Here is a 24,912-nt window from a genome sequence, read left to right as displayed (position 1 = left end):
TCGCCGTTGAGCTGGACGGTGTCGATCCCCAGATGCGTGAGCACACCGTGTCCCTCCCCGTCGACCACCACAAACGCATGCGGATGCAGCGAGACCACGGTGCCGTCCACCGGCGCCACCGCTGTGGCCGGCTCGCGGACGGGGTCGATGGCGGCACCCGGGCCGACCATCGCCGCGGAGAAGACGGGGTCGGGCACTGCCGCGAGTCCGAGGGCGCGTCCGGCGAGCGGGGACGTCACATGGGTCACAGGGGAGCCTTTCGGAGGTGGAGAGGGAGGTGGAGCTGCCATGGGTGCAATGGCGCCGACGCCTGTCGTCCGCTGCGGAGCGCCGATTCGATGCCCGTCAGTGGTGTAGACCAGTTGTAGCACGTGGACGTGCGGGGTGGAATCGCCACCCCTCGGGCGCACCTCGTACCCCAATGAAACGGACCACGTGTGCGTGCACAGCGCCGACGGTCGGGCCGTTGCCCATGGCAGCACCCCCATGCCCCACGAGCCGTCGACGCAGAGCACGCCCGGCACCGCCGACCCTGAGGGGGGAGTCGGGGAGCCGGGCGTGTGCCTCTTGGGACGGAGAGGTCTTCCGTCGTGGGCGGAGCTGCGCCCAGGGACGTACCCGTGTCGTACCCGGCGTCCGGCCGGGAGGAGTTGACCGAGGTCCGGGCCCTCTTCATCATCGGTTCCGGAAGGACGGACTGCCGCCCCCTCAACCCTCTGTATTCCTACCGTTGTTGTCGCTGAGGGGTTGGTAAGGGCGGGGGCGCGGCAGGGGAGGCGGCCCTCGGGTGGAGGGGCGTGAGCGCCGCCGCCCCGTAGCTGCTACCTGTGGTGCCGAGAGACGTTCAGGTACCTGTGGTGCCGCGAGACGTTCAGGTACTTGTGGTGTTGAGAGACGTTCAGGCAGCGATTGCCGATCGCCGGGTTCTTGAGTGCCAGAACGTTGACCGTGTTGCCGCAGACGTTGACCGGAATGTTGATCGGTACCTGCACGTTGTTCCCGCTGAGGATGCCGGGAGAACGCACGGCAGCACCCCGGGCGTGGCTGTCGGCACTGGCCGTGGCGGCTCCTCCGAGGACGACGAGGGACGCAAGGGCCGTGGCAGCAGCGATCCGGATCTGCATGATGACTCCTTTGATCGGTGTTGTATCGCCAACCTCTCCCGAAACAAGTCAGAAAAAAACATGAATGGTCCAGAGGGGGGAGGGAAAGTCCCTCATCCGAGGGAGTGCAACGGCCCCGCTCACCTGGTGGCCCGTCACGCGGAGGTCAGTCGGCGTTAAGGCTGAGCCTGCACGGCGAGGGCGGGCTGGCGGGCCGACAGCCGGCCGCCGGCTGTCCGTCGAGCAAGCCCGCCTCGTGGGGACCGTGGCCGCCACCCGGAAACCGCCGTCGGGCCGGGCTCCGGCCTCGGACGACCCGCCCAGGACGGTGACGCGTTCCCGCGGCAGCGAGTACGGCACCGGCCCCTCCGTACCTCACTAGCGGCCGTGCCGTGGCGCACCCCCTGGCTGCTGGCCAGGACCGTGGTGCTGGCCGCACTGGTGCTGGTCACCGGGGTGCTGCTGAGCATCGTCACCTTCGGCATCAGGTGCGCCTCGGCGCCTGCCGTGGCTGGCTCGGTCGCCGATCCGGCGGCGATCCGGGCGGTACTCGGGCGCGGGCTCTACCTGAGCGTGCCGTCCGTGCTCGCGCTGGCCGTCGCGGCGATGCTCCGCAGCACCGGCGGCGTCGTCGTGATGTTCACCCTCATCTTCGTCATCTTCGTCGCACCGGCCGTTACGGTCGTGGGTCCGCTCGGCCGTAACGCTGTCTACCTGCCGGGCAGCCCCATGATGCCTAGGCCCTTTCGCCGAACTCCCATCTGCCGTCTGCCCAGCGGCTTCTGGAATGCGCGCTCACACCCCGTCCACCACCTCGTCGGGCAGCACACCTGGCGGGCGTCTTCGGGCGTTTCGGTGGGAGCCGGAGGGGCAGACGATCTTGCGTCAGGGAAGCACACCAACGTGAGAAGGAGTGTGGCCATGACCGCAAGGAACAAGGTGTCCACGAAGCTCGAGCAGGCCAAGGGCGCTGCGAAGGAGGCCATGGGCCGCGTGGTGGGAAACGAGCGGATGACCGGCGAGGGCCGCTACGAACGCGCCAAGGGCGAGCTGCGCCAGGCCGCGGAGAAGCTCAGGGACGCGACCCGCAGGTGAGAGCGCGGGGAGGGGAGGGGCGAGAGAGAAGCCCTGCCGCTCCGCGCGGGCATCGACGACGTCGTAGCGAAGAGGCACCGGCAGACGCCGTACCGAAGACCTACCGAGTGGCGTCGTACCGAAGACGTACCGATGGGCGTCGTACCGAAGACATGCCGATGGGCGTCGTACCGGTACGACGTACCGAAAGGCGGTTGCCGGCGACGGAGGGCTGAGGTCCGCCCGCCGCCCGCACCCGCCACGACCCGGGGTGAGCAAGGCGCGTACCGGTCGGCGGCACGACCGCGCTGCAACAGGGCCGCGGCACAGGGCGAAGGACGGCGGCGGTGGGGAGTGGAGAGTGCGGACAAGGACCAACGGTGTGGTCGGGCTGATCTTCTGGGCGGCGGTGGGGTGCGCCGCGACTGCGTCGACCGTGCTCGCGGCGGCGGTCACCGCATGGTGCTGGATACCGGCCGGCGTGCTGGGGGCGTTGTCGGTCCTGGGGCTGTGGGACATCCTGCAGCGGCGGCACTCGGTGCTGCGGAACTACCCCGTCCTCGGCCATCTGCGGTTCCTGCTGGAGGGCATCCGGCCCGAGCTCCAGCAGTACTTCATCGAGCGCAACTACGACGGCCGGCCCTTCGACCGTGATGTGCGCTCCCTGGTCTACCAGCGGTCGAAGGGCACGGACGCCGAGGAGCCCTTCGGCACCGACCGTGATGTCTACGCCGAGGGCTATGAGTTCCTCGTCCCGTCCATGACGCCGCGGCCCGTACCCGACAAGCCGCCGATGGTGCGGGTCGGCGGCCCGGACTGCACCCGCCCCTACGAGATGGCGCTGCTGAACGTGCCGGCGATGAGCTTCGGCGCCCTGTCGACCAACGCCATCGTGGCTCTCAACCAGGGCGCCGCGCGTGGTGGCTTCGCCCACGACACCGGCGAGGGCGGCCTGTCGGAGTACCACCTGCGGCACGGCGGCGACCTGATCTGGGAGATAGGCACCGGCTACTTCGGCTGCCGCACCGAGGACGGCGGCTTCGACGAGCGGCAGTTCGCCGACAAGGCCGCGCACGGACACGTCACCTGCGTCGCGCTGAAGCTGTCCCAGGGCGCCAAGCCCGGGATCGGCGGGGTGCTGCCCGGCAGCAAGGTCAATGCCGAGATAGCCGGCGTCCGCGGGGTGCCGGCGGGCCGTACGGTGATCTCCCCGCCCTACCACCGGGTCTTCGACACCCCGCGCGAGCTGGTGCTCTTCCTGGCCCGCATGCGGGAGCTGGCCGGCGGCAAACCGACCGGATTCAAGCTGTGCCTCACCTCCCGCCGGCAGTTCCTCGCCGTGTGCAAGGCGATGCTCGCCGAGGACGTCACCCCGGACTTCATCGTCGTCGACGGGGCGGAGGGCGGCACCGGCGCCGCCCCGCCGGAGTTCGCCGACCACCTCGGCACACCGCTGACCGAGGGCCTGACGACGGTGCACAGCGCACTGGTCGGCACCGGCCTGCGGGACCGCATCCGGATCGGTGCCAGCGGCAAGATCGCCACCGGTACCGACATCGTCAAGCGCCTCATCCAGGGGGCCGACTACACCAACGCCGCCCGGGCGATGATGTTCGCCGTCGGCTGCATCCAGGCGCAGCGCTGCCACACCAACACCTGCCCGGTGGGCGTGGCGACACAGGACCCGCGCCGGGCACGCGCCCTGGACGTCGAGGACAAGTCCGAGCGGGTACGCCGCTTCCAGGAGGCGACGGTGCGCAGCGCCGTGCAGATCATGGCGTCCATGGGCGTCACCGACCCGGCCGACCTCCGGCCGCACATGCTGCGCCGGCGCGTGGACGCCACCACCGTGCTCTCGGGCGCCGAGATGTACGACCTGCTCGCCCCCGGGGAGCTGCTCGCCGACCCGCCCCGCACCTGGGCCGAGGACTGGGCGGCGGCCGACCCCGACCGGTTCACCGTCTGAGAACGCTGAGAACGCTGAGAACGTGAAGGAGAGCACCCCATGACCCGCACGGTGTCGCAGGTACTGGTCGACGGACTGTCCGAACTCGGCGTCCGGCAGGTGTTCGGCGTCGTCGGCGACGCGCTGAACCCGCTCACCGACGCCATCCGGCGCACCGAGGAGATGGACTGGATCGGCTGCCGGCACGAGGAGGCGGCCGCCTTTGCGGCCGGCGCCCAGTCCCAGCTGACCGGCCGGCTCGGGGTCTGCATGGGCACCGTCGGACCGGGCTCGGTCCACCTGCTCAACGGCCTGTACGACGCGGCGAAGAGCCACGCCCCGGTCCTGGCGATCGCCGGGCAGGTGCCGCTGCCGGAGGTGGGCACCGAGTACTTCCAGGAGGTCGACAACGATCTGCTCTTCCGCGACGTCGCGGCCTTCCGGGCCACCGTGACCGCACCCCAGCAGCTACCCGGGCTACTGGAGATGGCCGTACGCACGGCGACGGCTCGGCGCGGGGTGGCGGTGCTGACGGTGCCCGGCGACATCGGTGACCTGGAAGTGCCCGACGACCGCGCCCTCCGGTTCTTCCTGGCCGACCACAGCACCCGGCCCGACGAGCCCGAACTGCGCGCCGCCGCCGCGCTGTTGAACGATGCCGAGAAGGTCACGCTGCTGGTGGGCCGCGGTGCCTGCGCGGCCCGCGACGACGTCCTCGCGCTCGCCGACCGGCTCGCCGCCCCCATGGTCCTCACCCTCAAGGCCAAGGAGGGCTTCGAGGAGGACAATCCCCATGAGGTGGGCCAGACCGGGCTGATCGGCAACCCGGCCGCGGCCGGCGCCATGGAGGACGCCGACACTCTCCTGATGCTGGGCACCGACTTCCCCTACCGGGAGTGGTATCCCCAGGGCAGGAAGGTCATCCAGGTCGATGCGGTCGCCGAGCACATAGGTCGACGCGTACCCGTCGACCTCGGCCTGGTGGGCGATGTCGGCCCGACCGTACGCGGACTGCTCGGCCACCTGAGCGGGGAGCGGGACGGCAGCCACCTCGCGCGGGCGCGGGAGAAGTACGCGGCCTGGACCAAGGGCCAGCAGCGGTTGGCCGATCCCGAGCACGACCGCTCACTGATCGGCAAGGTGCGCTCAGCACTGGACAACCGTGACCACCTGATCCGGCCGGAGGCGGTCGCCGCGGCCGTGGACCAGGCGGCCGACGACGACGCCGTCTTCACCTCCGACACCGGCATGGCCACGGTCTGGCTGTCCCGTTTCGTACGGATGCGGGGGGACCGTCGGCTCCTCGGTTCCTACAACCTGGGGTCCATGGCCAACGCCATGCCGCAGGCGCTCGGAGCTCAACTGCTGGACCGCAACCGGCAGGTGGTGGCCTTCTGCGGTGACGGGGGCCTGAGCATGCTGCTGGGCGACCTGATGACCCTCCGCACCTACGACCTGCCGGTCAAGCTCGTCGTCTTCGACAACCGCCGACTCGGCATGGTCAAGCTGGAACAGGAGCAGGCGGGACTCCCCGAGTTCGGTACTGAGCTGGACAACCCGGACTTCGCGGCCGTCGCCACCGCCCTGGGTATCACCGGCATCCGCGTCGCCGATCCCGAGGACCTGGGGAGTGCGGTGCGGCGCGCCTTCGCCACCGACGGACCGGTCCTGCTCGACGTCCTCACCAACCCCGAGGAGATCGCCATGCCCGCCAAGCCAACCCTCGCCCAGGGCTGGGGCTTCGCCATCGCCAAGGTCAAGGAGAACCTCCGCAGCCCGGGGGAGTGACACCGCGGGCACCTGGGAGGGGCCAGAAGCCGTCAGCGCCGGGCACGCTCCTCCACCAGCCGGTTCAGCTCTTCGAAGGCCGCGCGAACGGCCCGGGGGTTCTCGACCCAGGGGAAGTGCCCGGCACCGTCGATGGTGCGGTGCAGGACGTGAGGTTGCCGGAAGGCGCCGTCCTCCTGCCACAACCGCTGGTCGACCACATGGTCGTGGCTGCCGCTGACGATCAACGTGGGGAGCGTACGGGGCGTCCAGCGCGCCCGGTAGTCGTCGTCGAAATGCTGCGCGGCCCAGGCCATCGCCTCCTGGCAGTAGGGGAGGTCCGCCAGTACCGCGCGGCCCGCGGCCAGTCCGTGCGGGGTGAAGTTCCACGGTGCCGCGGCGAGCGTCAGGGCGCGCAAGGTGTCATCGCCGGGGCGTTCGGCGTGGGCCCGGGCGGCGTCGTCGACGTCGGGGATCGGGTTGTCGCGCACCCAGTCGGCGAACCGGGAGCGCCAGCCGGCGTGCGGGGCGCTGCTCACCAGCGCCATCCCGGCAAGGCGTTGCTCCAGGCCGGGGACGGAGAGCAGGAACATCCCGCCGCCACGGGCCGGAAGATCCCGCACGCGAGGTAATTCCGCCGCCCTTCCGCCTCCGGATGCGCCCCTCCTCCCCGCTCCCTCCTCCCCGCTCCCTCCTCCCTGCTCCCGGCTCCCTGCTCCGCGTCGAGCGGAAGCCGCCCGGCCGATCTGCGCGGGGGGAAGTCGGGGTTCTCCATGTGGCGGAAGGGTGCCCATTCGGAGGACGGATTGCCTGGGGTGTGTGATGGCGCGACCGGTGCGCACGCGGTCCCGGGGCGGATGGCCAACTCCCTCCGGCCCGCACAGCCGGCGATGTGCCCAGCGGTAACCCCTTGGGACGTACGGATGGATGTAAGGGGCGTCGCATTTGCGCTGGTGAGAGCGGGGGAGTGCGCGCCTGGTGTGGTGAGGTTGTGCATATGTCTGTGTTTTGTAACACCAAGACGGATTTCTCGCTCCATGGGGTGAAGACCGGTCAATGTGTGGGGGCCCGGTCAAACCGGCCGGGCTTCCGGTTTTCCGGCACCTCTGTCATGGGGTGCTATTGGAGGGGATTTCGTGTTCCGTCACGTTTCTCGTGTTGCTGTTGCTGTAGCGGGGGCCGCGACCTTCGCTGCCGCCGGAGTACTGCCGGCCACGGCGGCCGGTCACTACGACCACCGTCCGCCGGCTTCGCACCACCAGATTCACTCGGCGGTCGTCCTGGGCCCGATCCAGTACGACAGCCCCGGCCGCGATGACCGCTCCAACCGGAGCCTGAACGCCGAGTGGGTCACCCTCCGCAACACCAGCCGCTGGCCCGTGACCATCAAGGGCTGGACCCTGTCGGACAAGTCCGGCCACGCCTACCGCTTCGGCAACGTCCGCCTCAACGGCAACTCCCAGGTGCGTGTCCACACCGGGATCGGCCGTGACACCCGTACGGACGTCTACCAGGACCGCCGGGTCTACGTCTGGGACAACGACGGTGACACCGCCACCCTGCGCAACGACCACCGCCGCATCGTCGACTCCAAGAGCTGGGGCCGTCACGGCCACTGGGGTCACCACTTCTGATCCATCCACCCAGGCCGGCCGGACTTGGTCACTCCGACCGGCCTTTCCCCCGGTGCGCCGCAGGATCCTGCGCCTGCGGCGCACCGCCATGTCCAGCGGTGGTTGTGCCGGCCGCCGGTCCCGCGCAGCCGGGCGCACAGACTGCTGCAGCGGCTCCTCCGGGAGCACCCTCCCGGGTGGCGCGTGGGGTGGGGGACCGCGCCACCCGCCGTCCCCGGACAGCCCCGGTGCGACGGCCGCAGGAACCCGGCGTTCAGCCGTGGGGGAGCAGGACCAGTTTGCCTCTCGTACGACGCCCGAGCAGATCCTCCTGCGCCTCGCGGGCCTGCGCGAGGCCGTATTCCGCGCCGACCAGCGGGCGCAGCCGTCCCCGTGCGGTGAGGCCGAGCAACGCGTCAAGTGCCGCCCCGCCGGCCCCCTCTCGGACGAGGAGCGGGATCAGCCAGAAGCCCGCGACGGCGATGTTGTCCACCGCCAGGCGCTCCGGCGCGAGGGGCGAGGCGGCCTGGCGGGAGGAGGCACCGTAGGTCACCAGCCGCCCCAGAGGGCCGAGGGTGCCCAACGCGGCATCCAGGACGGAACCCCCGATGGCGTCCAGCACGATGTCGACGGGCTGTCCGCGGTTGGCTTCCAGGACGCGCTCCCGGTACCCCTCCGCAGCGCCGTCGATCGCCGCGTCCGCGCCGAGTTCGCGCGCGAAGGCCCGTTTCTCCTGGGAGGAGGCCGTGGCGATGATGCGCCCCGCCCCGAACTCCCGGGCCAGCTGGACGGCGAGGCTTCCCGTCCCGCCCGCAGCGGCATGCACCACCACGCTCTCCCCGGGCCTGATCCGCGCCACCGAACGCAGCACATGCCAGGCCGTCAGCCCCTGCACCAGCACCGCCAGCGCCTCGCCCGCGCCCACACCGTCGGGTAACTCCACCAGGTCCCGGTCGGGGACCACGGCCTTCGTGGCGTACCCGCCCTGCCGGAGGTAGCCGAGCACCCGCCGTCCGTCCGCCGTCCGGCCGACCACCTCCATACCCGGTATACGGGGCAGCGGCCCGTCCGGTGCGCCCGGGCCCTCAGTGTGCTGACCGGCAATCTGCTTGATGTCACCGAAGTTGACACCCGAGGCCTCCACCTCGACCAGGGTCTCGCCCGGCCCTGCCACCGGATCCGCGACCCAGGCCTCCCGCAGGACCTCCGGCCCACCGAACCGCTCGTACCGCATCGCGCGCATACATCCGCCTCCCAACGCTCTGCTCAACACTCAAGCACAGATGGATGGTTGGCCCACAAGTGCTGTTGGCCCATCAAGTGTGGGCAGGTCCACCAACCGGGTTGGCTCATCGAACGCGGTTGGTCCATCGAGCAAGCAGGGGGTGGTCCATACGGACGTCAGGACGCAACGCGGCCGACCGAATCGAGGAGCCTTTGCTCCTCCACAGTGAGTCGCAGGGCGCCGGCCGCCACATTGTCCACGAGGTGATCCGGGTCGCCCGTCCCCGGGATGGCCAGCACATGCGCGCCCTGCTGCAGGACCCACGCCAGACGTACCTGCGCCGCCGATACGCCATGTGCGCGGGCGACGGCACGGACCTCGTCGTGCTCAGCACGGACGGCTCCCGCCTCGCGCCCTTCCCCGGCGATGGAGAAGAAGGGCACGAACGCGATGCCGTGTCTGGCGCATTCATGCAGCATCCGCGCGCCGTTGGGTGCGTCGATGCCGTACCGGTTCTGGACGCACACCACCGGTGCGATGGCCTGCGCCTCGGCCAGGTGCTCCGGGCGGGCGTTGGAGATGCCCAGGTGGCGGAGGAGTCCGGCGTCCCGCAGTTCGGCGAGGGACCCGAAGTGCTCGCTGATGGAGTGCTGACCCATGATGCGCAGGTTGACCACGTCGAGGTGGTCGCGGCCGAGCTGACGGAGGTTCTCCTCGACCTGGCCACGCAGCTGGTCGGGCTGCGCGGGAGCGGTCCACTCGCCGGAGGCGTCCCTGGCCGGGCCGACCTTGGTGGCGATGACGAGATCATCCGGGTACGGCGCCAACGCCGAGTTGATCAGTTCATTGGCGGAGCGCAGCCGCGAGAAGTAGAACGCCGCGGTGTCGATGTGCTGGACACCGAGTGCCACGGCGCGCCGCAGAACCCCGATTGCCTGGCCGCGATCGCGGGGCGTGCCCTGGTGGAAGGCGGCGCTGCCGGTCAGGCGCATGGCGCCGAAGCCGAGCCGGTTGACCTTGAGGTCGCCGAGCAGCCAGGTTCCTGCGGCTGCCGCGGTGACCGTATCCGACGTCATCTTTCCCTCATCCCCCTCTGTTGGGGCCCTCGCCCTCGATGGTTCGGGCCCGGCGGTTCTGGAGTATGCGCAGGTGACGGGTGTGACGGGAAGGCGCGGAGGGGTGGGGGAATGTCACAGCCGATCCGGGAATCCCGCGTACAGCACAGGAGTTGTTCGGAGTGATGAGGCGAGATGGTCGTGACGTCCCGTGACAAGCAGCGCCGGATGAGACAAGACAGCACGGCCACGACCGCACGACCACGACCGCACGGCGGCACGGCCACGGCGGCAGGGGTACGACAGGGGTGACGGCGCCGAGGCAGAGTCGGCCGCGTTGACGAGCGGCACGCGCTCCCGGGCGCCCGGACCGCAACCGCCGCCGCGCCCGTCGACCTCAGTGTGTAAGGAGGGGCGCTACGGGCGGAGCGGTCCGGACGGCCGGGCGTCCATGGCGTCAGGGGCGCCTCACCCGCAAGTCATCGGGGAAGCGCGTGCAGGGCATCGCATGCAGGGAATCGCGTGCAGGGCATCGCATACAGGTAAATGCAGGCAGAGAGAGACACCTACAGGGACACACCTACAGGGAGATACCTACGGACGAGAGCTATCCGACAACGGCGTCGAGCTCGACTTCGACCAGCCACGCAGGGTCGATGAAGCGAGACACCTCAACGAACGTGCACGCAGGCCGGATGGCAGCGAACCGTTCGCCATGCGCTCGTGCGGCGTCCTTCCACTGGGTCACATCGGTAAGCATGATGCGGGTCCGTATGACGTCCTCCAGCGAGGCACCCGTCGCTTCCAGCGCACGCTGGGCGATGTCCAGGCACCGCACCGTCTGGGCATGGACGTCACCGGGACCCACCGTGGAGCCGTCATCGCCGATAGGGGCTGTGCCGGCGACCGCTACGTAATTGCCTTCTCTGACCGCCCGCGAGAACCCGATCTCCGGTTCCAACGGTGACCCAGAGCTGACTGTCTGTCGAGTACGTTCCATCACGCCATGCTGCCATGCGAGGGCCTTTGGGTGCCTCGAGCCCCTGTTGGCGGGCTGACCGACGTGTGAGTAGCCCCTTCTCCAGAGTGCTGCGGGTACGCCGGAAGCGGACGGCCCTGCGTACCGAAAGGGGGTACTGCGTACCGGCAGAGGGGCGCCGGGGCCCGGGGGCTTGTGGCGTGCGCAGGAGGGCTCTCCGAAGGCCGGCTCGCGACGACAGCGTGACGGCCCGCCCGGCCCCGGGAAACCGCGCTCACCGGAGTGCGCCCCGCCCCGCCCCGCCCCGCTTGCCGCGAGCCGGCGCCGTGCAACGGGCCGCTGTCCCGCCCTTACGCGCGCCCTTGCGCTTCGTCCGCCGTCCCAAGGTGTTCGGTCGGCCCGGCGAAGGCCAGAAAGGTGGCACGGGTGCTCAGAAGCCACCGGCCGTCGACCTTGCGGAAGGTGTCCTCGTAGTGTCCCACCTGCGTAGGGATCTGCGGGGGCAGCATGCCGCCGGAATGACCGTCGACGCGGTACGTCGTGAAGTAGCTGGTCGCCGTCGCTGTCGACTCCGATGTGAGGGTCACCCCGATGTTCGTGCAGATGCGGCGCGAGAGCCGGTCGGCAGGTCGGGAACCGAAGTAGGTACGAAGGGCGTCACGGCCCTGGATCCGGCGGTCGCCCTCGGCCCACTCCCAGACCCCGTCAACCGTGAACAGTTCCGCCACCTCACTCGGGTCACCCAGATCGAGCGTGCGGACGAACTCGATGATGAGGCGCTCGCAGGCCCGCTCAGCGACCAGACGGTCCATGGGATCAAGGGCGTCAGTAACCATCCCTCCTTCCTACCAGCACGCCAGAGGACACCACGACGGCTTTTCCCCTCCGCGAGATTCACCCCACGCCACCCCCGTCCCACCCCACCCGCGTCCAACTCCACTCCACTGCACTCCACTGCACTCCGCCCCACTGCGCTCCACTCCGCCTCGTCCGGCATTTCAGGCAGCGCTCCAGATGATCCGTCCCAGATGGCTCGTCCCCTTCCGAAGCGCAGGTGCAAGAGGAGGCAGGGCGTGGCGACCTGACGATACGTCACCTCGTATCTCTTCCCGCGTCGGTGATGCGCGGCCGCTGTCCTAGTTCAGGCCTGCGCGCCGCCGTCGACCGGAAGGACCTCGCCGGTCACGAAGGAGGCCCGGTCGCTGAGGAGCCAGGCGGCGGCCTGCGCGATTTCGTCGCGAACAGCCGTGCCGCCGCGGCGCCGATCCCGCGGCCGGCACCGGTGACGAAGGCGACCATGCCGGCCAGCAGGCCCAGGCCCGTCGGGGTGGAGGGTGCGGTGGTGGGTGTGTTGTCCATGGCAGCGAGCCTGCGTCCAGCCGCAGAGCCCACCCAGGCACCAGCGGTACCTGGATGGGCTCGCGGCGCCCGCACACTGGGGGAGTGGACAGACGAGAACTGGCGGGCTTCCTTCGGAGCAGGCGCGAGCGGATCAGCCCTGCCGACGTGGGACTGCCGACCGGGCCGCGCCGCCGCACTCCGGGGCTGCTCCGCGAGGAAGCCGCACAGTTGGCGTTCATCTCGACCGAGTACTCCACGCGGCTGGAGCAGGCCCGCGGCCCGCGCCCGTCACGCAACCCTCATGGAGGACTTCTCTGCCCTGCCACCGCGCGACCGCAATCAGGTGCGCCGCGTCTTCCTCGGTCCGCACCGGCAGGGGCGACTGTTGTACGGGGTGTCGGACGCGGACGCGTTCGCCCGCACCTCGGCCCGGCAACTGCGCGCCACCGCCGCCCGCTACCCCGATGATCCCGAGGTGGCCCGGCTGATGGACGAACTCCTCTCCGGAAGCGAAGAGTTCACCCAGCTGTGGGCATCCCACGACTCGCTCGGATTGGGCGGCCGGGTGGACCGCGAGGGAAGGGCCGCGAGGGCCGCGAGGGGCGGGACGGGGCCGGCTCACGGACTGCGGCCAACGGGCCGGCACCCCGGACCAGTCGTGTGCGATCCCGCTGAGGTCGCCGCCGTTCGGCGCTGCGCACCCGGCACCCGGCACCCGGCATCCGGCATCCGGCATCCGGCATCCGGCATCCGGCATCCGGCCTTGCCGGACCGCCGCCGACCGGGCGGGCGACACCGCACGTACCGACGAGCACGGCAGGTCCCCACCACGGTCCGCCGACAGTGGCGCTCGCAGGGCGCTCATCGGCGCGGCGGGCGGTTCGCCACTCGGCTGCAGGCCGAAATCGGTGGAGAGGACGAGAACGGATGATTAGCCTCCCGACCATGAAGCTGCTGACCGTGAACCTGGGGCACCCCAGAGCCGTGGAGTACGCCACCGCCTCCAGCGGCACCACCGGGATCTTCAAGGAGCCCGTCAACGGTCCGGTCCGGGTGATGGATCCGGGACCCCCGGGCCGAGGGGCCAGCGGCCTGGTTGGTGACGCGGTCTGCGACCTGCGTCGGCACGGCGGCAACGACCAGGCGGTCTACGCCTTCGCCCGGGAGGACCTGGACTTCTGGGAGCGCGAGCTGGGACGTCCGCTGCCCAATGGCACGTTCGGGGAGAACCTCACTACGTCCAGCCTGGACATCACCGGCGCCAGGATCGGCGAGCGGTGGCGGGTAGGTCCCGATCTGCTGCTGGAGATCACCAGCGGACGCATTTCCTGCCTCACCTTCCAAGAACGGATGGGCGAAGAAGGCTGGGTCAGGCGGTTTACCCGGCGCGCAGAGACCGGGGCCTACCTCCGGGTGATCGCCCCCGGCAAGATCCGCGCCGGCGATCCGATCGAGATCGTGTACCGGCCCGATCACCAGGTGACGGTGGCCATGGCCTTCCGGGCGGTCACCTTCGAACGGGAGCGGTTACCTGACGTCCTGGCTGCCGGAGACGCCCTACACGCCGAGGTACTGCGAAGGGCGCGAGAGTACGTCACCGCGCTCAAAGAGCCCCATCAGAGCGGGACTTGAGCGGCACGGAGTGGGATGGGCGGTGCTTGCGGTACAGCAAGCACCCCAGAGACTGACCATGACCGGCTGAAACACCACCGGCAACCACCGCCACTACCGCCACCACCGGCAACCACCGCCACCGCACCTCGGCGATCCCCTGACCGCCGAGCGCGCGCTCTTCCCCGTCCAGCCAGCCGGCGTCGAGCGCCAGATTCCCGTCGTACACCACGAACTCCCGCTCAAGGGCGGCGAGGTGCAGGCCCGCGGCGCGCAGCTGCCCCGACAATGCGTCCAGCCGCTGTCCCGCGGTCCCCAGGCCCACCATCCGACACCGCTGAGTCACAAACCGCTCCACCCTGCCATCGGACCGCACCCGGCGTGCATTCCGCGAGAGGTGCGCACCGTGTCCGACGGCGATGGCGAGTAGGGATTCGAGAGGAGCGAAGCGCGCCAGCAGCAGCTTGAGATGATGCTCGAAGTAATAGCCGGGCCCGAGCCCTACTGCCTCCTCGTCTGTGCTGGGTACGCCCGCGGTCCACGGAGCCGCTTCGATCTTCGTCCGCACCACGTCGAACCCCGCGGCGCGCAGCGCGTCCGCCCTTCCGGCGGCTTCGGCCCGGACCTTCTCATACGTCCCCGACCGATGCAGCGTCAGCATCGGCTGGGAGGGTACGTCCCCCTGTTCCAGCAGGAATGTGTACGCACTTGAGGCGATGGAGCGCCGCGTACGCGGCCAGCGCCCCGGCCGACCCTCGGTCCCGGTCGTCCCGGACGGTGAGATGCACCTCGAACTCCCCCACGAAAGCAGGGCGCTTGGCCGCTTCCGACCGGTACTCGGGCACTGCTGCCTCACCACTCGCACTCGTCCCAAGATGATCACACAAGCCTCCGTCAGTCTTGACTCCCAACGCCTCCTCAAGGCGCTCCGTGGCTGGCGGCGAGGTGACGCGGCGAGCCGGGGCCGCCGGGGAAGTGTTGCCGGTAACCCTGTCGGGCTGTGTGGTGGCCGTCCTGACCGGCTCAGAACGGTGGGAGAAGAACGGACCGCATCGCACCGGCGTCCGGCCTGAGCCCCGCCGAAGTCGTCGCGATCAGCCCCATCTGGGCACCGGGCAGCCCCCACATCACCCGACGCACCAAAGCCGCCCTCATCACCCCCACCTCCGCCCCCACCGGCACCTCCGCCCCCCACCGCCACCTCCGCCCCCACCGGCACCGGACCGGCCGCGCCGGAGTCCAAGCGATCGCCACATGAACACGCTGACCGGCCGTACCTGTTGTCTGGTTCGGCACTGTCTGCCGTGCGTTTTGGCTACGGTGCCAACCACGGGCGCGGGGAAGGGACTCGTGGCTGAATCGGGGGAGGCCCATGCTGAGCAAGACGGACATCCTGCAAGCGGTACGACAGCACATTGCGGAGCGCGGGGAGGTGCCGAAACTAGGCCTGCCGGCTTCCGGCGAGATCACCTGGCACTCGCTCCTCGAGGGAACGGTCGTGCGCTGCATGGAGACCCGCACCGAGGGCGAGCAGATTCACCGCGGCCGAATCGACCTCTCGGGCCATCCGCAGTACGACAGTCTGGAGCGGTACCGCCTCGCCCCGCCAAAGGACCCTGCCATCACAACGACACTGCGGCTGGTGCAACGAGGCTCGGTCAAAGAGGACCCCTGCCCGTGCGGCAATGGAAAAGTGGCCTGCTCACGCTGCCAGGGGCGAGGGGAGTTGCCCTGTGCGGCGACCACCACCTGCAGCGACTGCCGTGGCATCGACGCCTGCTTACGCTGCGACGGCACGGGCCACCGAACCCGGAAGGCTCCCGAAGAGGTCCGGCAGGCAGTGGACGAGCGCGTCACCTGCAAGAAGTGCGGGGCGTTCGAGGCTGCATGTTCCACATGTCGAGGCCGCGGACACGTCACCTGTTCGACCTGCCAAGGCAGAGGAACCCGAGAGTGTCCCGACTGTGCTGGCGAGGGAACAGAGCCCCACAAGCGATGCGCAGGCACCGGCCACACGGTGACGTGGACCGAAGGAACCATCCGCCGGCAGCCACGGACCGACAAGATCAAGTGGCCCGAGTCGGGCCTGCCCTACATGGCGCGGCAGCACGCACGCGAGTACGGCGCCTGGCGCAAGACCTCCCTCACCCACAAGGACTCCGTCCCCGACGGCCTTGAGAACGAGTTCAAGGCTCTGCTCAAGCCTCACCTCAAGCCGCGTGACGGTGAGATCGCGCGTGAGGCCGACCTGCGGTACCTGCCACTGGCCCGGGTGGTCGTACCCGAGCACCGGCACCGGGTCTACTACGTCTATCCCGGCCGGTCCACGCTGCAGGTCTTGGTCCTGCCCTCGTTGCAGCGGACGTGGCAGATTGCCGGAGCGGTCTTGGGGGGCTTGGTGGTGCTTTACCTCCTGTCGCGGTTGTTGTCATAGAGTGGCGCTCCCAGGAGCGCCACACGACACACCCTGCCCACACCCGTGGAATACCCACACCCCCGCTCCCCGTGTCTCGCTGCGCCACGACCGCGCCGTCCTCGCCAGCGCAGTGGTGCAGGAGAAGCGGCTCACCGGGCGTACGACGTCGCCGCGCGCCAGGAGATGGTCCCTGGCCCCGGCCGCTCAGAGCCGGAGGCCGGGCCCCGGACGACGGCTGACGGCGACCGACCTGACGGCGACCGACCTGACGGCGACCGACGTGACGGCGACCGACGTGACGGCGACCGACGTGACGGCGACCGACGTGACGGCGCTGGGAGCCCTGAAGGAGTCGCGCACGGACGTGGATTCCCTGGAGCTCACCGCCGAAGGCGGCGCCATCAAGAACGCCGTCACGAAGGCGGCCGGCTCCGGCTCAGATCACTGGGTGGAGATCTTGTGGACGATGGTGTCGTCGGGGTTCAGTCGTCGCCCGTCCGCAGAGAGCACTTCCAGTGCGCGGAGGCGATCTCCCTGTCGGCGGTCGACCAACTGCGAGTGCGGTTCGCCGGGGGCGAAGAAGTTCTGTTCGCCCCACTGCCGCAGCGCCACGATGACGGGGAAGAGCGCCTTGCCCTTCGGGGTCAGTACGTACTCGCGGTAGGCGCTGCCGTCCGATGCGGGGACGGATTCGAGGACACCGCCGGCGACCAGGGTGCGCAGACGCGCGGTGAGGATGTTCTTCGCCACGCCGAGGCTGCGCTGGAACTCCCCAAAGCGCCGGCTTCCGTCGAAGGCGTCCCGCACGATCAGTAGGGACCACCAGTCGCCGATCGCATCCACCGACCGGGCGACGGGGCATTCACTGCCGTCGAAGCGCGTCCTGGTCACCATGGCGTCCCTCACTCTCACGATGGTTGCAACATGCTACCAAGAAAGTTACCGTCGCCATTGGTAGCAAGATGAAACCAGGTGTGCGGAGGTGTGCTGATGCCCGGCAACGGTGAGGCTGTAACTCGACGGACCGAGGCCCGAAACGAGGAAGGCTCCACGTTCGTCCTGTCCCGTGGCGTCGTCATGCTGTTCGCCGTCGCCTGCGGGGCCGCGGTGGCCAACGTCTACTTCTCCCAGCCGCTCCTGGTGACCATGGGCCACGACCTCGCCATGAGCCCGGCACTTGTCGGCAGCGTGGTCACCCTCACGCATGTCGGCTACGGGCTGGGACTCTTCTTCCTCGTGCCGCTGGGTGACGTGGCCGACCGCAGACGGCTCATCGTGGCCCAGTTACTGCTCCTGGTGGTGGCGCTGGCCGTGGTAGCCGCCGCCCACACGGCGGTGATCCTGCTCGCGGGCATGGCCGCGACGGGTCTTCTCGCGGTCGTCACGCAGACGTTGATGGCCTTCGCGGCATCACTGGCCCCACCCACCGGGCGCGGACGGGTCGTCGGCCTGGTCACCAGCGGCGTGGTCATCGGAATCCTGCTCGCCCGCACCGTATCCGGCCTCATGGCCGATCTCGCGGGCTGGCGCTCTGTCTACCTCGCCTCGGCGTCGCTCACCGCTCTGCTCGCCCTGGTCCTGTACCGAGTGCTGCCGCGCCACAGTGCCGCTCCGCCGACGACCCTGCGCTACGGACAGCTCCTGCGCTCCACGGTCACCCTGTTCGCACGGGAACGACTGCTGCGGCTCCGGGCCCTGTTCGGTCTGCTGATCTTCGCCGCGTTCAGCACGCTGTGGAGCAGCGTCGCGCTGCCGCTCAGCGAGGCCCCATACTTCCTGTCCCACAGCGCGATAGGGGCGCTGGGACTGATCGGTGTCGCTGGCGCCCTGGCCGCAACCGTGGCGGGCCGCCTGAACGACCGCGGACTCTCCCGGCGGACCACCGGCATCGCCCTGGCCCTGCTCGCCGCCTCGTGGCTGCCCTTGGCCTTCACCCGCAGCTCGCTCTGGTCCCTGGTCGTCGGGGTGGTCCTTCTCGACCTCGCCGTGCAGGCGGTCCATGTCACCAACCAGACCCTGATCTACGCGCTGCACCCGGACGCGGGCAGCCGGCTGATCGGCGGATACATGGTCTTCTACTCGATCGGCAGCGCCATCGGCGCCATCGCCGCGACCGCCCTCTACACGGTGGCCGGCTGGGGCGCCGTATGCGCACTGGGTGCCGCGTTCAGCTGCCTCGGGCTTGTGATGTGGGCCTTCACACGACACAGCACCCCGGCCCCCACCGCCAAGGCCGCTGCAGCAGATCGTGCAGTTGACGGCGCTTGATGGTCCAGCGGTCTTCCCGTCCGGCGTGTCCGGGCCCGGCGGGGTGACTTCTTCACCTGGATGAGATCGCCCGTCCGTAGCTGCAGCGCGCCGGGCACGCGCACGTCGACGACGACACCGATGTCGGCGCCGCTCGTTCGCTCTTCCTTCTTGGTCACGGTGCGGTTGCCGACCCGCAGGTGCGGGCCGGCGACGCCGGCCCGCCGCGTGCGGGAGGGCAGGGCGGCGAACTCGCTTACGAGACCGGCCAGTAGCGTCGCGGTGAGGTGTTCCTCCTCAGCGGCGCGAGATCCTCCGTGCAACTGGCGAAGTCGGCCACCGCGCGACGGGTAGCCCCCCGCACGAGATCCTCCAGATCATGATCGGCAAGCCAGGTAGCCGACGGCGCGGACAACGGCCGCGGGAAGTCGGCCCGGCGGGCGTCGACCGACGCGGAGACGATGTCCAGCAGCCGTTCTTCGAGCGGACCCGCCCCCTCGCGGCGTCCCGCAGTTGCACGGGCAGGACCGGGCTATTGCAGCACCGGCCGACCGCCTGCCGGACAGTGGCGTGCTGGCCGGCGAGCGCAACGGTGAGCGCCGCGTCCAGGCCGTCCAGCTCGCGCCCCAGGAGCAACAGCCACTCCAGCGACCGCGCCCACAGCCGCAGCCGGGCCTGCCTCTCCACACTGTGCCGCAGCCCCTCCACCGCGACCGGATCGTGCTCCTCGGCCAGGAGCGCCAGGTCCCGCCACAACTGCGCCAACTCCTGGTCCACATGGGAATCGAGAGCCTGCAGCTGAGACGTCCACGTCTCGTGGCGGCAGTGAAAGCCCTCGCGCTGCCGGTGCGCCCGGGCGAGCCCGACGGCGACCGCTGACGGCACCGGCAGTACGTCGGCCATCTCAGGCGTCGCCTGCTCAGCCCGCGGGGACCACGAGCGGAGGCCTGCCGGGAGAGGGCCACCCACCCAGCAGGCGACGGGCGAAGCCGGCGAGCAGCAGATCCTCCACCCACGGCCTGCACTTACGGTGGCGGCCTACGGCATCGGTCTGCTGCTCCTACCGCGAACCTCGGCCCACCGGTTCAAGGCGGAGGCGGAGAAGCACGCTCTTCCGGGCCGCTTCTGGCTGGCAACGACATCAGCCCCGAGCGCCAAGGGCAGTACGGGAGTACGGGTCCTCCTACGCCCCGAACCCGCTCACGAAGCGCTCGTTCCTATCAGAACGCTCAGGTTAGGCGGGCTACCGTTCCCAAGAAGGGCTTTGGTGGCTGTTATTGGGATCAGGTCCTGGTTAGCAGGTGATGTCGTGAATTCGTAACGGCGTCGGGCGAGGGGCAACGCGCGGGGCGGCCTGCTCATCTGGATAGGCAGCGAGGCGCACCGGGCGTCTTCGCGAACGGGTGGGTCTCACCAAGTGGGGAGATCCATGGGAGGGAAGTCCATGACCAGGACGAAGAAGGCCGGGTTAAAGGCGCGGGGCGGCCGGGTGGCTGTGATCGGTGCGCTGGGTCTGGCCTCAGTCACCCTGGCCGCAGCGCCGGCGTTCGCCAAAGGTGCTGTGGACATCACGGCGCCGCACACGGCGCATGTCGGCAAGACCATCACGGTCAAGGCGTACGGCAACGATGACAGCGCCGGCTACCTGCACCAGCTGTGCCTGGAGGAGAAGGGCTTCGGCGAAGGGTGGCACCAGGAGAATTGCAGCGCCGCGGTCAAGGGCGACGCACGGGTCACTGCACACGGCACGTCCGCGCGCCGCGGCAACCTGCAATTCCGTGCGGTGCTGTACGGCCTGACCAGCCCGCACGACCAGAATCCCGTGCGCTTGCACGCCTCTGACGTGGCGACGGTGCACGTCCGCTGAGCCGGCAGCGCGGCCGTGGACAGCCGGCACGACTACTGCCCACGACCGCGCACCGAATCGCTTCTCAGGAGAGCGCCCCGGCACCCAAGGTGCCGGGGCGCGGTGCTGCACGGTCCTACCGCCGCCGGTGTTCCCGCCGGTGTTCCCGACGCTGCTTACGTGTGATTCCGGGTTTTGTGCAGGGCTTCCTTGCATCGTCGACGAAGTCGGGGACGGCGCCTTGGAGGTCGAGCCCCTGCGGCAGCGGGGCGGCTCTCCTCCCCGGCTGACCAGGAGGAGTCGCACGGGTGTGGGGGCGCGGGGATTCACCCGCCGATCACCGGCCAGCGCTCACAGCGGCGCGCCCCACCGGGCCCCGGGCTCGGTGAGGGCCGGATCTTGATCAGCTCGACACGATGCCGTGAACCACCACCAAAATCTACACGGCGCCGACAAAAATCGACGTTGTGTAGACTTTGCGGTGAGGGAGCAGTCCAGCTCCTTCCGGGGCTTCTCTGGAGGAGCGATGCAGGAACAGAAGTGGCTCATCACCGGCGTCAGCACGGGCCTCGGTCGTGCCCTCGCGCAGGCCGCCTTGGCCGCCGGGCACACCGTCGTCGGCACGGTCCGCTCCGAGGAAGACCTGCGGGCCTTCGAAGCGCTCCGACCTGGGTACGCTCACGGCCGCATCCTGGACGTGACGGACGGCGACGCCGTCTCGGGTGTGGTCGCGGAGGTGGAGCAGAGCGTCGGCGCTTTGGACGTCGTCGTCGCCAACGCCGGCTACGGCCTGGAGGGCACCTTCGAGGAGACTCCGCTGGCCGAGGTGCGGCGCCAGTTCGAGGTCAACGTGTTCGGTGCAGTGTCTACCCTGCAGGCAGCGCTGCCCCACATGCGCCGGCGCCGCCGCGGGCACCTGATGGCCGTCACCTCCATGGGCGGGCTCATGGCCGTGCCCGGCATGTCCGCCTACTGCGGCAGCAAGTTCGCCCTGGAAGGCATCCTGGAGGCACTGGGCAAGGAAGCCGCACAGTTCGGGATCCACGTGACGGCGATCGAGCCCGGCTCCTTCCGCACCGACTGGGCCGGGCGGTCCATGACACGCGCCGCGCGGTCCATCGACGACTACGACGAGCTGTTCGCCCCCATCCGTGAAGCGCGGCAGAAGGCAAGCGGGAACCAGCTGGGAAATCCGGCCAAGGCCGGGCACGCCGTCGTGCACATCGCGTCGGTCGACCAGCCGCCGGCCCACCTCGTCCTGGGCTCGGACGCGTTGCGACTGGTCACCGCGGCGCGTACCGCCGTGGACGAGGACATCCGCGCATGGGAGACGCTCTCCCGCACAACCGACTTCGCCGAAGGCGCCCAGCTCTGATGGCCGGCCACCACCCCACGCGGAGCCGGCGCACCACCGAACGCAAGGGCGATGTCCGAGAGCGGGCCATTCTGGACACCTGCGAAGCCCTGCTGGCGGAGAAGGGCTACGACGCCATGACCGTCGGCGACATCGCCCAGGACGTCGGCATCACACGCGGCGCCCTGTACTTCTACTTCGGCTCCAAGCAAGAAGTGGTCACGGCACTCGTGGCCCGGACCGTCGAGCACCTGTGGGAACGGTCCCGGGCCACCGCAGAGGCCGACGACCCGCGCCAGGCCATCGCAGCAGCCATGCGGCGCACGGTCGAGCTGTGGGATGAGCACGGCCTGGTCATGCGCACAGCGATCGACCTGTCGTTGACCGTGCCGGAGATCGGCGAGTTGTGGAGCCGTACGGCCGACCTGTTCATCACAGCCATCACCGCCGTCCTCGAACGAGCCGGCATTCAGGCCGGCACCGAACCCGAACAAGCCTCAGCGATGGCACGCGCCCTGTGCTGGATGATCGAGCGGACCTTCTACCACGCCTCGCAGGAGTGCGGTGAGAACCTGCAACAGGCCTCTGCGACCTGCGAACACATCTGGCTGATCAGCGCCGGCCTGACCACCTGAGGCATCTGGCATGGACGGTGAAGCGCAGAACCGGATCAAGTGCTTCTGTACCCCACCGTCCAAGGCGCTTCACCGGCTGGCTCTGTTCACGACTAATTCGACCCTGCTTCTGTCCGCGTTCAACGGTCGCCAGGCGAGCGGATTCGGCGCTTCTTCGCGACTTCTTCCCCCATGAGGTCGTCGGTGCGGGTGCTGTGCCAGATGGTGCCTTCCCACTTCACGTACTGGAGTTCGCGATCCCGTAGGAGGACCGGCGTGAGGTGGCTGCGGAAGAGGAGCGTGCGGCCTTGGTACCGGCGGCTGCGGCTGAACCACATCGCGCTCTTCGTCCGGATGGACGCCAGCCCTGAGGAGGCCCGTGTCGGTCGGGCCGAGCGAGAGGGTGTTGGCCGTGATGCCCCTGTGGCCGAGTTCGCGGGATGCGACACGGGTGATCTGTTCGACGGCAGCTTTGCTGGCAGCGTAGAGGGCCTCGCCCGGGCTGGGCCAATGCGTGCCCACCATGGAGAGGGTGATGACCCGTCCGCTCCGTCGGCCGCGGCGAACGCGTCGGCGACCTGCTCCGGGACGGCAAGATCGAGCTGGACTGCGTACGCCCTGCCGTTCAGCCCAGCGATCTCGGCGACCAAGGTGTCGGCCGCCTCGGACTGCGTGTGGCAGGTGAACACACCACCGTGGCGCCGTCCGCGGCCAACCGGCGGGCGATCGCGCGGCCGGTACCGCGCGATCCACCGGTGACCAGGGCACCGCATCCCGCCAGTGGCTGAGCGGTGGCGAAAGTCGGGTTCACTCGCACTGGCACCTCCGACCGGCCCGGCGAGGATGGAACTGCTGTGGCGTACCAGGTGTACGCATTGTCGTTGCCCGAGGTCCGCTGCGTCGGTGAGGGGATGTTCACGTCCTCCGCGAACCACGTGGATCCGGCCGGCGACTTCCGGCCGGGGCCACGTTGTTGATACGTCACACCTCATCGACCCGGCCCTGGCCCCGGCACCGGTCGCGGTAGCGGGGCAGCGGCAGACGTTGTGTTGGCGAGTGGAGGCGTGGTGAGCGCATGTTCAGGTCAGTTGCTGGTGATGGTGGGGATGGCTGTGGGTGGGGGGCGGCTGTCGAAGAGGAAGAGCTGGCCTGGGTCGTCTGGGCGGCAGGAAAGTTGGACCACTGGGGTCCATTCCGTCGGTGAGCCATCGGGGACCGAGGCGCAGGCGCCGGTGTGGGCGGGGACAAGGCGGTAGCGGGCGCGGCCGGCGGGGTGGAGCTGGAAGCGTTCGGCGCTTCCGCGGTGGCCGCAGTAATCGTCCATCAGTTGGGCACCTGCGCGTGTGCTCCCGCCCGTCACGCCAAGGCAGCCGTAGCCGAAGACTGGGTGGAGGGAGCGGATCCGGTAGGCGCCGTCTTCAACCGGCTCCACGGAGTAGACCGGGACAGCTTTCGCGCAGGTGGCCTGGTAGACGCGGCCGCCGCTTTCCCCCTCCCGTTCGGACAGGCAGAGCGACGAGGTGGCGGAACGGATGCGGTAGACGCCCGGCTGGGGACCGGACAGCGCAGGGCGGGGCGTGGTGGAGGGGGAAGCCGCACTCGTGACATGTGCCGGGGCTGTTTCGTCCCCGGTGAGGCTCGTGACAGCCAGAGAGCCGCCGACTACGGCCAGCAGCGCCAGGGAGGCGCCGCCGATGAGACGACCGGGTGCCGACCATCTCGGGCCCGTACCCTTCCCCTCTTCGGGGAGCGGATCCCGCTTGTGAGCGCGGCTTGCGTCAGTGTCGCCCACCACCGTGGTGTCCTCGGGGGCGGTGGTGTGGGGATCGCCGCGGGTCAGGTCGCGGCGGGCCCCCAGCCAGCGTTCGACGTCCTGCGGAGAGCCGCCGCAGGCGCGGACGAAAGCCTCCACCACCTCAGAGCGAGGGAGGGAACCGCGGCTGAGCGTACCGGCAAGGGTACTGGCGGGGAGCACGTCGCCGCGTTCTTCGGCGCGCACGGCCAGCTGCCGGTACGTCAGACCGGACAGGTCCTTCATGGCCCGCATCACCAGGACGAACTCACTTGGTGTCCTGGCCTGCCGGGGATCGGGTGGCCGCTCGTCGGGTATGTCCGCCCACCCCCTTTTTCTCCTCGCGTGTTCGGAACACCGGACAGGCTCGCAAGGCGTGAGTTGGACACACAAGAGCAAATCGCGCTGTTCGGGGCGCGGGGTCGGATGCCGGGGTGGGGAAGATGGGCGAACGGCGCGCGTTCGGAACTGTTCGGAACAGCGGGAAGGCGTTGATGGGCGAAAACGCCGGCCTCGACGATAGGGCTCCCCGATTCGTACACCGATACGAGGATGTGAGTTCGCATGACATCTCGCGTTCTGCGCAAGGCGGCCGTCAGTGCGTCCGGTGCTCTCCTGCTGGGGGGCCTTGCCGTCGCCCCGGCCCTCGCGGCACCGTCGTCAGGCGTCAGCACCGTCGCGTCCGACCATGGCTGCAGCAAGGGCCGCAACCTGACGAACGGCTGGGGCCAGTGCACCGGGCGCGGTACCTACTACTGGCACGTGGAGGTGGACTGCACCCTGGGTGGGTGGGGATCGAGCAGCACCCAGGCCGGGCGCGGCAAGACCTACGCCTACTGCAACTGGGGCGACGTGGAGACCGTGAAGATCATCACGGAGTCGTAGCCCCGGTGGAGCGGACCGCTGGCCTGCGCCTCGGCCGGCGGTCCG

The 24,912-nt window shown here is 69.8% G+C and carries 23 protein-coding genes and 4 pseudogenes; 12 read left to right on the top strand and 15 right to left on the bottom strand.

The window, feature by feature from the left end; genetic code table 11:
• Together AB0G84_RS34065 and AB0G84_RS34060 are read right to left on the bottom strand one after the other, a co-directional pair.
• On the bottom strand, positions 1 to 248 hold a 248-nt coding region (locus AB0G84_RS34065; RefSeq protein WP_361329803.1), incomplete at its 3' end, for a PTS glucose transporter subunit IIA.
• Positions 249 to 821: 573 nt separating this feature from the next.
• Entirely contained in the window at positions 822 to 1,124 is a 303-nt protein-coding gene (locus AB0G84_RS34060; protein WP_361329800.1) for a chaplin, read from the bottom strand.
• Positions 1,125 to 2,024: 900 nt separating this feature from the next.
• On the opposite strand from AB0G84_RS34060, the gene AB0G84_RS34055 reads away from it, so the two are divergent.
• From AB0G84_RS34055 to AB0G84_RS34045, 3 genes are all read left to right on the top strand, one after another.
• Entirely contained in the window at positions 2,025 to 2,198 is a 174-nt protein-coding gene (locus AB0G84_RS34055) for a CsbD family protein (protein WP_361329811.1), read from the top strand.
• A 415-nt stretch (positions 2,199 to 2,613) separates the two neighbouring features.
• A complete protein-coding gene (locus AB0G84_RS34050; RefSeq protein ID WP_361329808.1) occupies positions 2,614 to 4,143 on the top strand; it encodes an FMN-binding glutamate synthase family protein in 1,530 nt (509 codons plus the stop codon).
• A gap of 39 nt (positions 4,144 to 4,182) precedes the next feature.
• Positions 4,183 to 5,910 (top strand): thiamine pyrophosphate-dependent enzyme, encoded by a 1,728-nt coding sequence (locus tag AB0G84_RS34045; protein WP_361329797.1) that lies wholly within the window; start codon positions 4,183 to 4,185, stop codon positions 5,908 to 5,910.
• A 32-nt stretch (positions 5,911 to 5,942) separates the two neighbouring features.
• On the opposite strand, the gene AB0G84_RS34040 is transcribed toward AB0G84_RS34045, so the two are convergent.
• Complete coding sequence (locus AB0G84_RS34040) at positions 5,943 to 6,512, bottom strand: alpha/beta hydrolase (RefSeq protein WP_361329794.1); 570 nt, start codon at positions 6,510 to 6,512, stop codon at positions 5,943 to 5,945.
• A 513-nt stretch (positions 6,513 to 7,025) separates the two neighbouring features.
• On the opposite strand from AB0G84_RS34040, the gene AB0G84_RS34035 reads away from it, so the two are divergent.
• Positions 7,026 to 7,523 carry a lamin tail domain-containing protein gene (locus AB0G84_RS34035; RefSeq protein WP_361329791.1) on the top strand — a complete coding sequence of 166 codons (498 nt, stop codon included), beginning with the start codon at positions 7,026 to 7,028 and terminating at the stop codon, positions 7,521 to 7,523.
• Between the two features lie 253 nt (positions 7,524 to 7,776).
• Here AB0G84_RS34035 and AB0G84_RS34030 read toward each other — a convergent pair whose 3' ends face one another.
• The 6 genes and pseudogenes from AB0G84_RS34030 to AB0G84_RS34005 all read right to left on the bottom strand — a co-directional run.
• Entirely contained in the window at positions 7,777 to 8,745 is a 969-nt protein-coding gene (locus AB0G84_RS34030; RefSeq protein ID WP_361329788.1) for a zinc-binding dehydrogenase, read from the bottom strand.
• Between the two features lie 158 nt (positions 8,746 to 8,903).
• Entirely contained in the window at positions 8,904 to 9,803 is a 900-nt protein-coding gene (locus AB0G84_RS34025; RefSeq protein WP_361329785.1) for an oxidoreductase, read from the bottom strand.
• Positions 9,804 to 10,389: 586 nt separating this feature from the next.
• The gene (locus AB0G84_RS34020) at positions 10,390 to 10,743 is read right to left on the bottom strand and encodes a RidA family protein (RefSeq protein ID WP_361329782.1); all 354 of its coding nucleotides are present in this window, start codon (positions 10,741 to 10,743) and stop codon (positions 10,390 to 10,392) included.
• 368 nt (positions 10,744 to 11,111) lie between these two features.
• The gene (locus AB0G84_RS34015) at positions 11,112 to 11,597 is read right to left on the bottom strand and encodes a nuclear transport factor 2 family protein (RefSeq protein WP_361329779.1); all 486 of its coding nucleotides are present in this window, start codon (positions 11,595 to 11,597) and stop codon (positions 11,112 to 11,114) included.
• Positions 11,598 to 11,902: 305 nt separating this feature from the next.
• Positions 11,903 to 11,998, bottom strand: a pseudogene (locus tag AB0G84_RS34010) (SDR family oxidoreductase); the annotation flags it as partial.
• Positions 11,992 to 12,153: pseudogene (locus AB0G84_RS34005) on the bottom strand (short-chain dehydrogenase); the annotation flags it as partial. The pseudogenes AB0G84_RS34010 and AB0G84_RS34005, both read right to left, overlap by 7 nt.
• A gap of 51 nt (positions 12,154 to 12,204) precedes the next feature.
• Here AB0G84_RS34005 and AB0G84_RS34000 point away from each other — a divergent pair.
• A pseudogene (locus tag AB0G84_RS34000) lies at positions 12,205 to 12,646 on the top strand (transcriptional regulator); the annotation flags it as partial.
• A gap of 401 nt (positions 12,647 to 13,047) precedes the next feature.
• Complete coding sequence (locus AB0G84_RS33995) at positions 13,048 to 13,734, top strand: MOSC domain-containing protein (protein ID WP_361329776.1); 687 nt, start codon at positions 13,048 to 13,050, stop codon at positions 13,732 to 13,734.
• Here the strand turns inward: AB0G84_RS33995 and AB0G84_RS33990 are convergent.
• Positions 13,706 to 14,374: a hypothetical protein gene (locus AB0G84_RS33990; RefSeq protein ID WP_361329774.1), complete on the bottom strand. Its 669-nt coding sequence runs from the start codon at positions 14,372 to 14,374 to the stop codon at positions 13,706 to 13,708. The genes AB0G84_RS33995 and AB0G84_RS33990 overlap by 29 nt on opposite strands.
• A gap of 711 nt (positions 14,375 to 15,085) precedes the next feature.
• Between AB0G84_RS33990 and AB0G84_RS33985 the strand changes: the two genes are divergently transcribed.
• Positions 15,086 to 16,147: a hypothetical protein gene (locus AB0G84_RS33985; protein WP_361329771.1), complete on the top strand. Its 1,062-nt coding sequence runs from the start codon at positions 15,086 to 15,088 to the stop codon at positions 16,145 to 16,147.
• Positions 16,148 to 16,570: 423 nt separating this feature from the next.
• On the opposite strand, the gene AB0G84_RS33980 is transcribed toward AB0G84_RS33985, so the two are convergent.
• A complete protein-coding gene (locus tag AB0G84_RS33980; RefSeq protein WP_361329768.1) occupies positions 16,571 to 17,023 on the bottom strand; it encodes a helix-turn-helix domain-containing protein in 453 nt (150 codons plus the stop codon).
• A gap of 96 nt (positions 17,024 to 17,119) precedes the next feature.
• Between AB0G84_RS33980 and AB0G84_RS33975 the strand changes: the two genes are divergently transcribed.
• Positions 17,120 to 18,397: an MFS transporter gene (locus tag AB0G84_RS33975; protein ID WP_361329765.1), complete on the top strand. Its 1,278-nt coding sequence runs from the start codon at positions 17,120 to 17,122 to the stop codon at positions 18,395 to 18,397.
• 276 nt (positions 18,398 to 18,673) lie between these two features.
• Here the strand turns inward: AB0G84_RS33975 and AB0G84_RS33970 are convergent, their stop codons facing one another.
• Complete coding sequence (locus tag AB0G84_RS33970) at positions 18,674 to 19,279, bottom strand: hypothetical protein (RefSeq protein WP_361329762.1); 606 nt, start codon at positions 19,277 to 19,279, stop codon at positions 18,674 to 18,676.
• A gap of 541 nt (positions 19,280 to 19,820) precedes the next feature.
• Between AB0G84_RS33970 and AB0G84_RS33965 the strand changes: the two genes are divergently transcribed.
• The 3 genes from AB0G84_RS33965 to AB0G84_RS33955 all read left to right on the top strand — a co-directional run bounded on the left by AB0G84_RS33965 (position 19,821) and on the right by AB0G84_RS33955 (position 22,211).
• Complete coding sequence (locus AB0G84_RS33965) at positions 19,821 to 20,243, top strand: hypothetical protein (RefSeq protein ID WP_361329759.1); 423 nt, start codon at positions 19,821 to 19,823, stop codon at positions 20,241 to 20,243.
• Between the two features lie 505 nt (positions 20,244 to 20,748).
• On the top strand, positions 20,749 to 21,597 hold the full coding sequence (locus AB0G84_RS33960; protein ID WP_361329756.1) for an oxidoreductase: 849 nt from the start codon (positions 20,749 to 20,751) through the stop codon (positions 21,595 to 21,597).
• Positions 21,597 to 22,211 (top strand): TetR/AcrR family transcriptional regulator, encoded by a 615-nt coding sequence (locus AB0G84_RS33955; RefSeq protein WP_361329753.1) that lies wholly within the window; start codon positions 21,597 to 21,599, stop codon positions 22,209 to 22,211. Before AB0G84_RS33960 ends, AB0G84_RS33955 begins: the two co-directional genes overlap by 1 nt.
• A 69-nt stretch (positions 22,212 to 22,280) precedes the next feature.
• Here AB0G84_RS33955 and AB0G84_RS33950 read toward each other — a convergent pair whose 3' ends face one another.
• The 3 genes and pseudogenes from AB0G84_RS33950 to AB0G84_RS33940 form a co-directional block, all read right to left on the bottom strand.
• Positions 22,281 to 22,715: an SDR family oxidoreductase gene (locus AB0G84_RS33950; protein ID WP_361329750.1), complete on the bottom strand. Its 435-nt coding sequence runs from the start codon at positions 22,713 to 22,715 to the stop codon at positions 22,281 to 22,283.
• Positions 22,716 to 22,881: 166 nt separating this feature from the next.
• Positions 22,882 to 23,001 (bottom strand): annotated as a pseudogene (locus AB0G84_RS33945) (oxidoreductase); the annotation flags it as partial.
• 273 nt (positions 23,002 to 23,274) lie between these two features.
• Complete coding sequence (locus tag AB0G84_RS33940) at positions 23,275 to 24,228, bottom strand: RICIN domain-containing protein (protein ID WP_361329747.1); 954 nt, start codon at positions 24,226 to 24,228, stop codon at positions 23,275 to 23,277.
• Between the two features lie 318 nt (positions 24,229 to 24,546).
• Here AB0G84_RS33940 and AB0G84_RS33935 point away from each other — a divergent pair, with 318 nt between their 5' ends.
• A complete protein-coding gene (locus tag AB0G84_RS33935; protein ID WP_361329744.1) occupies positions 24,547 to 24,867 on the top strand; it encodes a hypothetical protein in 321 nt (106 codons plus the stop codon).
• Positions 24,868 to 24,912: the final 45 nt, after the last annotated feature.

The organism is Streptomyces sp. NPDC020742, assembly GCF_040641675.1.
Lineage (GTDB): Bacteria > Actinomycetota > Actinomycetes > Streptomycetales > Streptomycetaceae > Streptomyces.
Note: the sequence above shows the minus strand (reverse complement) of the source record. Positions and strands in the feature narration are given on the sequence as shown.